This window comes from Bacillus sp. NS1 (assembly GCF_058248265.1).
Genome location: NZ_JBZAZF010000001.1, coordinates 106,505 through 120,798 on the forward strand (window position 1 = coordinate 106,505; position 14,294 = coordinate 120,798).

A 14,294-nucleotide genomic window follows, 5' to 3' on the forward strand; every position below is an offset into this window, starting at 1 on the left:
TAATGAAAGCGTAACCAAAACAAAGGGGTGGGTGAAAATGTCGGGGAAAGTGAGAGATTATGCAAGACTAGCAAAAGACATTTTGGAGGCCGTAGGCGGGGAAGAGAATGTGATTGGAGCTTCTCGCTGCGCAACCAGGCTTCGCTTGGTGCTGAAGCGGTCTAACCCTAAAGCGAAGGATATCGTAAAGTCGATGCCTGGCGTCATTACGGTTGTAGAGAACAGCGGTCAATTCCAGGTTGTCATTGGACAGCATGTAGGGGAAGTCTTCGAGGAATTTTCTAAGCTGGTCAATATTGATCTTTCCGGCGAACAGAGCGAGAATAAAGGAACGATGTTGAACCGGATTATTGCGACGATGTCAGCTGTGTTTGCGCCGTTTGTGTACATTCTGGCCGCTGCTGGTATTTTGCAAGGGGCATTAATTATCATTAACTTATTGTTTTCTGGTTTTGAGAAAACAGGAGTTTATCAGGTTTTCAGTTTCATATCTTGGGCGCCGTTTACGTTTTTGCCTATTTTTATCGCGATTACGGCATCAAAGCATTTTAAAACGAACACGTATATCGCTGTAGCGTGCTGTGCCGCGTTAGTCAGTCCGACATGGGCGGAGATGGCGGCTCAAATTGCAGACGGAAAGAGCATTTCTTTCTTAGGGATTGCTTTATCGCAAACGACATACACGTCTTCCGTGCTGCCGCCATTATTTTTAGTGTGGATTTTGTCTTATGTTGAACGATTCTTGAATAAGAGAATGAACGAAGTGGTCAGACCGTTGTTTGTTCCGTTTCTATGCATGGTGATCATGGTGCCGTTAACGATTGTTCTCATTGGCCCTGTGACAACATTAGGCGCAAATGGAATTGCAAACGGTTACAACTTCTTGGCGGAAAACGTGCCGGCTTTGGCTGGAGCGATCATCGGCGCATTCTGGCAGGTCATCGTCATCTTTGGTGTACATTGGGGCATCACACCTATGGTATTGGCGAACTATGATTTATACGGACGTGATTCATTCCAGGCGTATCAAACGATTGCAGTCATTGCGCAGGTTGGGGCCGTGCTTGGCGTCATTTTGAAAGCAAGAAACAAGGAAACGAGAAAAGTCAGCGTTTCGGCTGGGGTCACAGGACTGTTTGGCATTACAGAGCCGGCGATCTATGGTGTGACCTTGAGATTTAAGAAGCCGTTTATCTTTGGATGTATTTCCGGCGCGGTTGGCGCAGTCGCAGCAAGCTTTTTTAATCCGTATTACTTTGCCTATGCGGGCCTTCCGGGACCTCTGACAATCGTGAATGGCATCAATGAACAATTCCCTACATCCATCTGGGGCATTTTAGTCGGTGCTGCGATTGCGATTATTCTCCCTGTTGTGCTGATTCAGATCTTTGGCTACGGTGAAGATACTGCTGCACAGACGGAAAAGGGTAATCTTCAAGCGGAACAGGCAAATGAAGAGACAGTATATGCTCCATTTAGCGGCAAGGTCATCCCGCTTTCTAAGGTGCCTGATGAGGTATTCAGTTCAGGTGCAATGGGACAAGGTTTGGCAATTGAGCCATCTGATAACAAGCTCTATGCCCCATTTGACGGAACCGTCGTCATGGTCGCGCCTACAAAGCATGCGATCGGCCTTCGTTCAGCGACTGGCGTCGAATTGCTAGTGCACATCGGACTGGATACGGTGACATTAGACGGCACTCCTTTTTCCTTGAAGGTGAGAGAGGGAGATACAGTCAAAAAAGGCGAAGTGCTTGTTGAATTTGATAAAGCTTTCATTGAAGAGAAAGGGTTAACAACGATTACGCCAGTCATCATCACGAATTCACATGCGTATCAGGAAATTCTCATCGAGGATCTTGAAGAAAGTACGTTAGAGCAAAAATTATTTACAGTCGTAAGCTGAGGAGGAATAAAACATGGGAAACATGCCGAAGGATTTTTTATGGGGCGGCGCTTTAGCAGCCCACCAATTTGAAGGCGGATGGAATCAAGGCGGTAAAGGGCCAAGTGTCGTCGATGTGATGACAGCGGGTGCACACGGCGTCCCGAGAAAAATCACGGATACCATTGATGAGAACGAATTTTATCCGAACCATGAAGCCATTGATTTCTATCACCGATACAAGGAAGATATCGCATTGTTTGCAGAAATGGGATTAAAATGCTTGCGGACGTCTATCGGCTGGAGCCGGATTTTCCCGAAAGGCGATGAGGCAGAACCGAACGAAGCGGGCTTGCAGTTCTATGATGATGTGTTTGATGAATTGCTGAAGCATGGAATCGAGCCGGTCATTACGCTGTCTCACTTTGAAATGCCGCTGCACCTGGCAAGGGAATACGGCGGCTTTAGAAACCGGAAAGTCGTCGACTTCTTCGTCAATTTCGCAGAGGCTTGCTTCAACCGTTACAAAGATAAAGTGAAGTACTGGATGACATTTAATGAGATCAACAACCAAATGGATGTGAACAATCCGCTGTTCCTATGGACGAATTCAGGTGTTGTGGTCGGCGATAATGAGAACGCCAAGGAAGTGATGTACCAAACGGCGCACCATGAATTAGTGGCGAGCGCGTTAGCGGTGTCAAAAGGAAAAGATATCAACCCAGAGTTCCAAATTGGGGCCATGGTGTCACACGTGCCGATTTATCCTTTCTCCTCCAATCCTGAAGACGTCATGCTGGCTGAGGAAGAAATGAGACAGCGCTACTTCTTCCCGGATGTACAGGTTCGCGGTTACTACCCAAGCTACGCGTTGAAGGAATTTGAACGAGAAGGCTATCACATCATATTCGAAGACGGCGATGATGAGATTTTAAAAAGCGGAACCGTTGATTACTTAGGCTTCAGCTATTACATGTCAACAACTGTGAAAAGCGATGTGGAAAATGATAATACGGGCGATATCGTCAACGGGGGATTGCCGAATGGTGTCGAAAATCCGTACATTACATCCAGTGATTGGGGCTGGGCGATTGATCCAACCGGACTGAGATATACGTTAAACCGTTTTTATGACCGCTACCAAATCCCGTTATTTATCGTTGAAAACGGCTTTGGCGCAATAGATACGCTGGAAGAAGACGGCACGATCCATGATCCGGAACGGATTCAATTTTTAAAGTCACATATTGAAGCATTGGAAAAGGCGGTCACTTACGACGGTGTAGATTTAATCGGCTACACGCCATGGGGGATTATTGATATCGTCTCCTTTACAACAGGCGAAATGAAAAAACGCTACGGCATGATCTATGTAGATCGTGATAATGAAGGAAACGGTTCCATGAAACGATATAAAAAAGATTCATTTGAGTGGTACAAAAACGTCATTCGAACGAACGGCGAGGAATTATAAGCAGCTGGCCCGAATCGAGCATTTTACTGAAGTGCCTGGTTCGGGTTTTTTGGTGTGATGTGAACTGACATCCAGTGATGGGAATAGATTACTAGTGCTGATCGTTATGTTATGATTTCACCTGTAAGATCCTTTTTTGTATAATTTAATATTAGAACGGAAGAAAGGGAGAGAGTTTGTGAGTAAAAAGGGATGAAAGCGGGTGTTTGACAGAAATATTTAAGATCATGATAGAGTTCCCTAAGCAAATCTCCTGAAAAAATTAGGTGAGGAAGGGGTAACATCACATTGAAAAACATTTTAATAAGATCTGGCATATCACCATTTGATACATTCAATGCAGCTGAAATGATTGTTCGCAACTCCATTGGCGGCAACGTGGGAAACTTAGTATATGCCTACAGTGTGTTTCGTACGCTGATGACAGAAGGAACGACGATTACTCCAGATTATTATCGGATTCATCCGGCAGATGCTGAACAAATTAATAAAAAATATGATATGTATATTATTCCGCTGGCAGATGCATTCCGCGAGGATTTCGTGCCTTCTTTACGGAAATATACCCAATTAATTAAGAAACTAACCATTCCGGTTGTTGTAATCGGTGTTGGTTTGCGGGCTCCGTTTGAACCAAAATTAAATGAGGGTTTTCCTTTTGATCAAGATGTGAAGGCGTTTGTGAGTGCCGTGCTGGAGAGATCAAATATGATTGGTGTCCGCGGTGAGATTACAGCGAAATACCTTTCCAGATTAGGATTCCGTGAAGGCATTGACCATACGGTAATTGGCTGTCCATCTATGTATGCGTTTGGAAGAGAACTGAAGATTAGAGAAACCGATATCACACCAGATTCAATGGTGACGGTTAACTCATCAAGGCTGTCCCCTAAGCATGTACTGGACTTCATTACGAGAAGCATGAAAGAGTTCCCAAATCATTACTTTATCCCGCAATGGCGAAAAGAAATGATTCTGACGTATGCAGGTGCACCTGCGATAGCGAAGCCTGCCGATAATTATCCGGTCAGCATGGAAGACCCAGCTTATCAGAATGATAGAGTCCGGTTCTTTTTAAATGTGCCGACTTGGCTGGATTTCCTGAGACAAGCTGATTTAAGCTTTGGCGCAAGGCTGCATGGTAATATTGCAGCGACAATTGCCGGAACACCGAGCCTGTTGCTTCCGAAAGATGCCAGAATGCGGGAATTAGCTGAGTACCATCAGTTAACGCATGTCATGGCAAATGAAATAACGGAGCAAACAAAACTATCAGAATTAATTGAAACCCTTGATTTTCATCAGCCTGAGAAACGGCAAGCACAAAACTTTGACCATTTCATCAGCTTCCTGAATCAAAATGAGTTGGATCATATTTATAAAGAGAAAGCGATTCCTGATACCATTCCTTTTGATGAAAAACTATCTAACACGAAGCTTCTTCCACCTGTCACTACAGTTAGCGGCTGCAGTTCCACAGAAACAGCGAAACGCTGGGAAACACTTATGGCATTAGAAAATGCCAAAAAGGAAAAAACCATTAAAGATCTGAAGAAAAAGGTCAAAAAGTATCAGGGCACTTTAAATAGGAAATCAGTGCGTATCGCTTTAAAAACAGCAAATATGCTGAGTGTGAAGTGACCATTCACTAACATTACAACTATATTACAATTGTATAAAACATGCAATATTTTTGGAATAAAAAAGAAAGCCGCAATGCTGCCAATCTGGCAATATTGCGGCTTTCTTGTATTAGTTACGGATAAGGTAATCAAACGCGCCGAGAGCGGCAGTTGCACCTGATCCCATAGAAATAATGATTTGGTTGTATGCACTGTCTGTACAGTCACCCGCAGCGAATAAGCCTGGGACGCTTGTCGCGCCGTGTTTGTCGACGATGATTTCGCCGATGCGGTTGCGTTCAACCGTTCCTTCTAACCATTCTGTGTTTGGCACGAGACCGATTTGGACGAATACACCTTGGAGTTCAACGTGTTTTTCTTCGCCTGTTTCGCGGTCTACGTATGTGATGCCGTTTACGCTTTGATCGCCTGTGATTTCTTTCGTTTGTGCGTTCTTTACGACAGTGACGTTAGGCAGGCTGTAAAGACGTTTTTGCAGCACTTCGTCTGCTTTCAGATCCGGCGCGAACTCAAGCACAGTAACGTGTTTAACGATGCCTGCGAGATCGATCGCAGCCTCGATTCCAGAGTTTCCGCCGCCGATAACTGCTACGTCTTTGCCTTCAAACAACGGTCCATCACAGTGCGGGCAATATGCGACACCTTTGTTTTTGAACTCTTGTTCGCCAGGTACGTTGACATTGCGCCAGCGGGCACCTGTTGAAAGGATCACTGTTTTACTTTTCAGGACAGCGCCGTTTTCAAGTTCAAGTTCGAACAGATCTTTCTTCTCAAGGCGTTTTGCGCGCTGAAGGTTCATGACATCAATATCATATTCCTTCACGTGCTCTTCAAGACTTGCAGCAAGCTTCGGTCCTTCAGTCGCTTTGACGCTGATGAAGTTTTCGATGCTCATTGTGTCGAGAACCTGTCCGCCGAAGCGCTCAGCGACAACACCAGTGCGGATGCCTTTACGCGCAGTGTAGATCGCTGCACTTGCGCCAGCAGGTCCGCCTCCGACAACAAGAACGTCAAACGGCTCTTTGTCGGCAAACTCAGATGCATCTGCGCCGCTGCCCATTTTCGCAAGAATTTCTTCAAGCGTCATACGGCCGCTTCCGAAGGATTCGCCATTCAGGTAAACGGTCGGCACTGCCATGATGTTTTTGCTTTCAACTTCTGATTTGTATGCTGCACCGTCGATCATCGTGTGCGTAATGTTCGGGTTCAGCACGCTCATCATGTTTAAAGCTTGTACAACGTCAGGGCAGTTGTGGCATGTCAGGCTGATATAAGATTCAAAGTGGTATTCACCGCTGATCTTCTTCACCTGATCAATGACTTTTTGGTCTACCTTAGGCGGTCTGCCGCTCACTTGGAGCAGCGCCAAGACTAGTGATGTAAATTCGTGGCCCAGAGGGATACCGGCGAATGTAACGCCAGTGTCTTCTCCGACACGATTGACACTGAAGCTTGGCGTTCTGTTTAATTCAGTTTTTTCAACTGAAATGTTAGATGACATGGAAGCCAGCTCATCTACAAGAGCCAGCATGTCCTTAGAAGTGTCATCTTCGCCTGCGCTAACTTTGAGAACAATGTCATTCTCAATTAGCTGCATGTATTGATTTAATTGTGCTTTGATATTTGCATCAAGTACCAATGGAATGCACTCCTTAGATTTTACCTACTAGATCAAGGCTAGGTGTAAGAGTTTCGCCGCCTTCTTCCCATTTAGCCGGGCAAACTTCACCTGGGTTTTGACGAACGTATTGTGCAGCTTTTACTTTGCTGATCAGGTTGCTTGCGTCACGGCCGATACCGCCTGCATTGATTTCTACAGTTTGGATGACGCCATCTGGATCGATGATGAATGTTCCGCGGTCAGCAAGACCAGATTCTTCGTCAAGAACATCGAAGTTGCGAGAGATCGTTTGAGAAGGGTCACCGATCATTGCGTAAGTGATTTTGCCGATTTTTTCAGAGCTGTCATGCCAGCCTTTGTGTACGAAGTGAGTATCTGTAGAGATAGAGTATACTTCAACACCTAATTCTTTAAGTGCAGCGTATTGGTTTTGAAGATCTTCAAGCTCAGTTGGGCATACGAAAGAGAAATCTGCTGGGTAGAAGCAGAATACGCTCCATTGGCCTTTCAGAGATTCGTTTGTTACATCGATGAATTCACCGTTTTTGAATGCTTTTGCTTCGAATGGAAGTACTTCTTTACCGATTAAAGACATAATGTATATTCCTCCTAAAAATGTATTAGAAAGCATATTCGCTTTCAATAATAATTCTAATTATATATGAATTATTAATTAATATATATTTTTTGTCAAGCCAAAACCCATGAATAACTTACTTTTTTTCGTCTTGTTTAAGGAGTGATAGGAAGGATTTAGGCATTTCTCTTGTAGCAGTTGAGAATATGAAAATGGCTTGATTCTCAATTAGACAAGGTTTTTCGTTACTTTTGTAAATCAGAATGTCAGTCCGTTTCAGGCATTTGAACATTTTATGACACAATGAGCAAGGGGCAGGGCGATGTTATGTGAACGTATACCTTTAGTTCTCCCTCATATAAAAGTAAAAATAGAACGGAGCAACAAGCATGCCGATTTTTACTTTATTATCTTGGGGGTTGTTTCTAGCTATTATTGTATCACTGTTTATGATATTTAAAACATTACTTATGTCTCCTGTTGTTTGGGTGATTCTTTTATTGCTGGTTCTCTTTTTTAGAGGGAAGAAGAAATAATAGATGAAAAAAACACGGTTCAGTTGAAACTGACCGTGTTTTTTTATGACTGTTACTCTGACCAATTCGTATGGAAAATGCCGTCCATATCTGTCCGTTCGTACGTATGGGCGCCGAAGTAATCGCGCTGCGCCTGCAAGAGGTTCGCATTGGAACGTCCTGTGCGATAGCCGTCGTAATAAGAGAGCGCGGTGGTTAAGCATGGGAATGAGATTCCTGTGCTGATGCCCTCGCAAACGACTTTTCGCAGGCCTGTTTGATAGGCTTGAAGCTTATCTGTGAAATAAGGCGCGATCAGCAGGTTTGCCAGGTTTGGCTGCTCGCTGAATGCTTCGCTGATCACATTTAGGAAATCAGCGCGGATGATGCAGCCGCCTCGGAAAATCAAGGCGATGTCTTTTAGCGGCAGATTCCATCCGTAAAGCTCAGATGACATTTTGTATTGGGCAAAGCCTTGTGCATAGGCGCATACTTTACCCATATAAAGAGCCTGTCTGACGTATTCAATCCAAGTGTCTTTATCAAAGTGTTTTTCTTCGGCTTCTGGGCCTGCTAACACGTCTTGAGCTGCCATCCGTTCTTCTTTTAAGGATGACAAATAGCGGGCGAACAAGGACTCTGTGATGATTGTGGACGGGATGCCGTTATCAATTGCCTGCATGCTCGTCCATTTTCCGGTGCCTTTTTGGCCGGTTTTATCAAGGATGACATCAATCAGAGGCTGTCCTGTTTTTTCATCTTTTTTACGTAAAATCTCAGCTGTAATCTCTATTAAATAGCTTTTCAGCTCACCTTGGTTCCATGTTTCAAAAATAGATGCAATTTCATCAAGCGGCAGACGCAGCGTTTCTCTCAGAAACGTATACGCTTCTGCAATCAGCTGCATGTCGGCATACTCAATGCCGTTGTGCACCATTTTTGTAAAGTGCCCTGCCCCTTTTGGACCAATGTAGACACAGCACGGATCTTCTCCGACTTGAGCTGCAATTTTTGTCAGGATAGGAGCGGCTTTGTCATAGACGTCGCGATCTCCGCCCGGCATGATGGAAGGCCCTGTTAATGCGCCGACTTCACCGCCGGAAATGCCGACTCCCAGATAGCCGATGCTCTTTTCCTTCAGCTCGTCATATCTTCTTTCGGTGTCTTCATAGTGGGAGTTGCCTCCGTCCATGATGACGTCGCCTTCTTCAAGCAAAGGCATTAATGATTGGATGACGGAATCTACGGGTTTTCCCGCTGTGACCATCAGAAAGATTTTTCTTGGTTTCTCTAACGATTGAACAAAATCCTGAAGCTCGTAGTACGGGCTGAGAGATTGTCCATCCAGCTTTTGGACAAGCTGGTCCGTTAAATCTCTGGTGTAATTATAGACGGCGACGTTTTCACCTTTGTTTGCCATGTTTAAGGCGATATTGCTTCCCATTACGCCTAAGCCTATGACACCAATCGTATTGAACATGTGTTACAGCTCCTTCATCAATTTCATACAACTAAACTTAACAATAATATGAATCCCAGTCCAGCAACGGAAATAATCGTTTCCAACAATGTCCATGTGGCAAATGTTTCTTTCATGCTTAATCCGAAGTATTCCTTGAACATCCAGAAGCCGGCATCATTGACGTGTGAAGCGATGACACTTCCGGCGCCTGTTGCGAGCACGACTAATGCCAGGTTGACGTCAGAATGTCCCAATAACGGAATGACGAGCCCTGTTGTGCTTAGCGCTGCAACCGTGGCTGACCCTAGAGAAATACGCAGGATCGCCGCGATGAGCCATGCGAGGACGATTGGCGATAATGCCGTACCTTTGAATAAGTCTGCCACATAATCGCCGACACCGCCGTTGATCAGCACTTGTTTGAAGGCGCCGCCTCCCCCGATGATCAGAAGCATCATGCCGATTTGTGAAATGGCTGTTGAACAAGAGTCCATCACGGTTTTGATTGGAAAGTTGCGTTTGATGCCCATTGTATAGACTGCGACTAATAACGAAATAATCATAGCAGTCGATGCGTTTCCAATCAATCGGATAAAAGCTAAAACGCCGTTATCCGCAAATCCGATTGTTTCTTGAAGCAGGTCGATAATCGTTGCGACTGACATGATGATAATTGGAAGCATTGCAGTAAAGACGCTGACTCCGAAGCCAGGTGTTTCCTCAAGCTTGAACGTTTTTTGCGTACCGAGTGATGCAATATTGCCGTTTTTCGCAAAAGATGCAGGAACGATTTTTTTCGCGAACTTTGTAAACAAAGGCCCTGCGATGAGCACTGTCGGAACAGCAACGATAAAGCCATACAGCAGCACTTCCCCAATGTTTGCACCGTACTCACCGGCAATCGCCGTAGGTCCCGGATGCGGCGGCAGGAAACCGTGCGTGACGGATAGCGCTGCGACCATCGGAATTCCGAGATATAAAATAGAAATCTTCAATTCTCTTGAAATCGCAAATACAATCGGGATTAATAGAACCAACCCTACTTCAAAAAATAACGCAATACCAATAATGAATGAGGCAATGACAACGGCCCATTGAATGTTTTTCTCACCGAATTTGTTGACGAGCGTCATCGCAATGCGCTGTGCCCCTCCTGAATCGGCGATCAGCTTGCCCAGCATCGCACCGAGTCCGAAGATGAGTGCGATGTGGCCAAGAGTTCCCCCTATTCCTTCCTCAATGGAGCTGACAACTTTATCGAACGGCATCCCGAGTGCCAATGCCACGCCGAACGATACGACCAGTAAGGAAATAAATGTGTTTAATTTTAAGCCCATAATCAAAAGTAGTAAAGCAAGGATCCCAAGTGCAACGATGATTAACGGCATGGTAATGCCCTCCCCTTCATGTCATGTACTAGTTGTGTGTGATTAAATCCCTCTGATAATTTGCGATTTGTGTATATTGATTTTCTAATGATCTTGATAGGTTAATGAAAATCGGCATTAATTTTCTGTATTCTTTGGCTGAGTCTTCGATCGGTGTGTGTCTGTGCGTGCTGCCGACCATGTCGGACACGGCATCGAATGAATCAATTTTTCCTGTTGCATACAGGCCTAAGATGCAGGCACCGAGACATGAGCTTTCATAGCTTTCCGGAACGACAACCTCTGATTCAAAGATATCCGACATCATTTGGCGCCAAACCTCTGACCTTGCAAATCCCCCTGTCGCCTGGATGCGGGTTACCGGTCCGTCCATGCATTCTGTTAACGCCAGGAACACCGTGTACAGGTTGTAAATGACGCCCTCTAATGCCGCCCGTATCATATGCTCTTTCTTATGCGACATGGTCAGGCCAAAAAATGAGCCGCGTACATCCGGATTCCACAACGGAGCGCGTTCTCCGGCGAGGTACGGGTGGAACAGCAGGCCGTCAGAACCAGGTCTGACGCGTTCGGCGATTTTTGTCAGCACGTCATATGGATCAATGCCCAGCCGTGTCGCTGTCTCGATTTCGGAAGAGGCAAACTCGTCTCTGATCCAGCGAAGGACGATGCCCCCATTGTTCACCGGACCGCCGATGACCCAATGCTTGTCCGTTAAGGCGTAGCAGAAAATTCTTCCCTTTTCATCGGTTTGCGGCTGGTCAATAATCGTGCGGATGGCACCGCTTGTCCCGATGGTGACGGCGATTTCGCCCTTTTTAATGGCGTTGACGCCGAGATTGGATAGCACGCCGTCGCTGGCGCCGATGACAAAAGGTGTTTCCGGATCGATTCCCATCTGTATCGCTAATTCCGGGTTGCAGTGTTGAAAGATCTCGGTTGTCGGCACAAGTTTTGATAAGTGATCAGGTGTGATGCCTGCGATGCGCAGTGCTTCCTCGTCCCAATCCAAGCTTTTCAGGTTCATCATGCCTGTCGCTGAAGCCAAGGAGTAATCGATTACATACTCATTGAACAGCTGTTGAAAAATGTACTCTTTGATGCCGATATATTTTTTCGCTTTGGAAGCGATTTCTTTTCGTTCACTCGTAATCCAGGCAATTTTGCTTAACGGTGACATCGGATGGATCGGTGTTCCTGTCCGTTTGTACACCTCATGCCCGTTCAATTCATCTTTGATCTTATGTGCCCAGCCTTCGCTCCGGTTGTCGGCCCATGTGATGCATGGCGTCAGCGGCTGGTCATTTTCGTCGATTGCGATGACGCTGTGCATGGCGCTGCTGAATGAAATGAATGAGATCTGTTTTTCCGGATGCTGTTTTGTAATTCTCGCTGTTGTTTGGATGACTGCCTGAAAAATCTCTTCCGGGTTTTGTTCAGCTGTTGAAATGTCCGGTGTATGGAGCGGGTAGCCGATGCTTTCTTTCTGTACCACGTCTCCGTTTTCACTGAACAACACAGCCTTTGTGCTTGTCGTGCCGATATCAATTCCTAACATATAACTAGTCATTGTTGTATTCAGCTCCTTTTGCCAGCATTTGTTGTGAGAGCCACAGGTCTTCTACCTTTTCTTGCACATCATCAAAGTTTTGGTGAAGAGACTGAATCATCAGCGCCCTATCCTTTGCTTTAATGGCCTGAATATAAAGCTCATGGTTATCTAAAATCCTTGTGAAGTCCTCGTATTTTTCTTGTAACCGTACCCGCATTGATAAAAGAATAAAGCTTTCCATTACGGGTTTTAGATTGTTCCAGATCAGGTGAATGTATGAATGATCGATGGCTCGAATAATCGTTTCATGGAACAGCACGTCTTGAAATGAAAATTCGTCTGCATCCTCGTATTTGATGGAGACTTTCATCATTTCAAGTATTTTGCTGAGATCCTTGACTAAAGGCTCAATGTCGATTTTGACAAGCCGTTCAAAGACAAATGTTTCTAATAGTAAACGCACATCATAAATTTCTGCGATTTCCTTTTCAGTTAACCCAATAACTACCGCTCCCATTCGTTCTAAGCGGATGATTTTTTCGGATGCGAGTATTTTTAACGCTTCGCGAACCGGTGAACGGCTTACTGAAAACTCGGCGGCGATCGTATTTTCTGATAAAATGGTACCGCTTTCAATCATGCCTGAAATGATCCGCATTCTCAGCTCGTATGCGACACGAACACCGGTTGACGCTTTTGAGAGCCATTTTGCGGGATACAACAGGTCCTTGGAGTCTAGCATACACTCACCTTCCTCACTCAAGGAGTATACTTGTATACAAGTATGATAACGTGAATGTTTCATTTATGCAAACACTTTCATTTCTAATTTTTAATAAAATTTTTTTCATAATAGGTGGTATGTATTTCCAAACGGGATATGGTACATTGGAGATAGATAGGTGAAGTGAATCATGTTTTGAAAGAGGCGATTTAGTTGAAAATCATCATTGCACCTGATTCTTTTAAGGAAAGCTTATCAGCTCTGGACGCCGCTGATGCAATAGAAAGAGGTTTCAAATCAGTTTTTCCGGGTGCTGATTACAGGAAACTGCCGATGGCGGACGGCGGTGAAGGTACCGTTCAGTCTCTGGTTGATGCCACAAATGGATGGATTAAAGAGCAGGTTGTCACCGGGCCGCTGGGGGAACCGGTGACAGCGTTTTTTGGCATGATGGGAGATGGGAAAACAGCTGTGATTGAAATGGCTGCCGCCTCAGGGCTGCATCTCGTGCCCGTTGACAAGCGAAATCCTTTGGTCACTACAACAAGAGGAACGGGAGAATTAATCACAGCGGCTCTTGATGCGGGTGCCGAGCATTTGATCATCGGGATCGGCGGAAGCGCCACGAATGACGGAGGAGCCGGGATGGTTCAAGCTTTGGGCGGAAGGCTTCTTGATGACTCAGGCCATGAGATCGGGTCCGGGGGCGGCGCGTTATCTCAGCTCGCCTCAATAGATGTAAGCGGACTTGATCCCAGATTGCTGAATGCCAAACTGGAGGTCGCCTGTGATGTGGATAATCCGTTAACAGGGCCAAGAGGGGCTTCGGCTGTTTTCGGTCCGCAAAAAGGCGCGACGGCCGACATGGTGGATGCACTGGATCAGCACTTGACCCATTTTGCAGATGTGGCAGAAAAAGCGCTCGGAGCAGCCTGCAGAGAAACAGCGGGTGCAGGCGCAGCGGGCGGTCTCGGGTGGAGTCTCCTGGCTTTTCTTCATGCTGATCTGAAAAGAGGCATTGATATTGTCCTTGAAGCGGTTGATTTTGAAGATGAAGTTCAGGATGCAGACCTTGTGATTACAGGTGAGGGGCGAATTGACAGTCAAACCATCTATGGCAAAACACCGATCGGCGTGGCCAAAGCGGCTAAATCATATGATGTGCCTGTCATTGGCATTGCTGGATCAATATCACGGGGCAGTGATGCCGTCTATCAACACGGAATCGATGCGCTTTTCAGCATCGTTCCCGGAGCCGTGCCTCTTGAAGACGCGATTGAACATGCCGCAGAATATATGGAAAGAACAGCTCGGGACATTGCGGCATCCATCAAACTGGCAAAAGCGATGTTTCTGATATAGCCTGTGCACATGCCAATGCATAGCCATCCTCCTTTTTGGGTAGAGACAGGTAACCACACAATGAGGCATTCATCCCAGAAGGAGGACGACG

General features: G+C 45.7%; 10 protein-coding genes. 4 read left to right on the forward strand and 6 right to left on the reverse strand.

The window, feature by feature from the left end; translation table 11 throughout:
* Positions 1–37: 37 nt before the first annotated feature.
* From AC4CV5_RS00595 to AC4CV5_RS00605, 3 genes are all read left to right on the forward strand, one after another.
* Complete coding sequence (locus AC4CV5_RS00595) at positions 38–1,906, forward strand: beta-glucoside-specific PTS transporter subunit IIABC (RefSeq protein WP_490921912.1); 1,869 nt, start codon at positions 38–40, stop codon at positions 1,904–1,906.
* A gap of 13 nt (positions 1,907–1,919) precedes the next feature.
* On the forward strand, positions 1,920–3,359 hold the full coding sequence (bglA, locus tag AC4CV5_RS00600) for a 6-phospho-beta-glucosidase BglA (RefSeq protein WP_490921914.1): 1,440 nt from the start codon (positions 1,920–1,922) through the stop codon (positions 3,357–3,359).
* Between the two features lie 288 nt (positions 3,360–3,647).
* Positions 3,648–5,000 (forward strand): polysaccharide pyruvyl transferase family protein, encoded by a 1,353-nt coding sequence (locus AC4CV5_RS00605; RefSeq protein ID WP_490921916.1) that lies wholly within the window; start codon positions 3,648–3,650, stop codon positions 4,998–5,000.
* Positions 5,001–5,111: 111 nt separating this feature from the next.
* On the opposite strand, the gene ahpF is transcribed toward AC4CV5_RS00605, so the two are convergent.
* The 6 genes from ahpF to gntR form a co-directional block, all read right to left on the reverse strand.
* Complete coding sequence (ahpF, locus tag AC4CV5_RS00610) at positions 5,112–6,641, reverse strand: alkyl hydroperoxide reductase subunit F (protein WP_490921918.1); 1,530 nt, start codon at positions 6,639–6,641, stop codon at positions 5,112–5,114.
* A gap of 13 nt (positions 6,642–6,654) precedes the next feature.
* Entirely contained in the window at positions 6,655–7,218 is a 564-nt protein-coding gene (gene ahpC, locus AC4CV5_RS00615) for an alkyl hydroperoxide reductase subunit C (RefSeq protein ID WP_064815472.1), read from the reverse strand.
* A 570-nt stretch (positions 7,219–7,788) separates the two neighbouring features.
* Entirely contained in the window at positions 7,789–9,195 is a 1,407-nt protein-coding gene (gene gnd / locus AC4CV5_RS00620) for a decarboxylating NADP(+)-dependent phosphogluconate dehydrogenase (RefSeq protein ID WP_490921920.1), read from the reverse strand.
* Positions 9,196–9,218: 23 nt separating this feature from the next.
* Positions 9,219–10,565 carry a gluconate permease GntP gene (gene gntP, locus AC4CV5_RS00625; RefSeq protein WP_490921923.1) on the reverse strand — a complete coding sequence of 449 codons (1,347 nt, stop codon included), beginning with the start codon at positions 10,563–10,565 and terminating at the stop codon, positions 9,219–9,221.
* Positions 10,566–10,593: 28 nt separating this feature from the next.
* Entirely contained in the window at positions 10,594–12,135 is a 1,542-nt protein-coding gene (gene gntK / locus AC4CV5_RS00630) for a gluconokinase (RefSeq protein ID WP_490921925.1), read from the reverse strand.
* Positions 12,128–12,859, reverse strand: a complete 732-nt coding sequence (gntR, locus tag AC4CV5_RS00635) for a gluconate operon transcriptional repressor GntR (protein ID WP_490921928.1) — start codon at positions 12,857–12,859, stop codon at positions 12,128–12,130. The genes gntK and gntR overlap by 8 nt, the downstream gene beginning before the upstream one ends.
* A 195-nt stretch (positions 12,860–13,054) precedes the next feature.
* Between gntR and AC4CV5_RS00640 the strand changes: the two genes are divergently transcribed.
* Positions 13,055–14,203: a glycerate kinase gene (locus AC4CV5_RS00640; RefSeq protein ID WP_326222405.1), complete on the forward strand. Its 1,149-nt coding sequence runs from the start codon at positions 13,055–13,057 to the stop codon at positions 14,201–14,203.
* Positions 14,204–14,294: the final 91 nt, after the last annotated feature.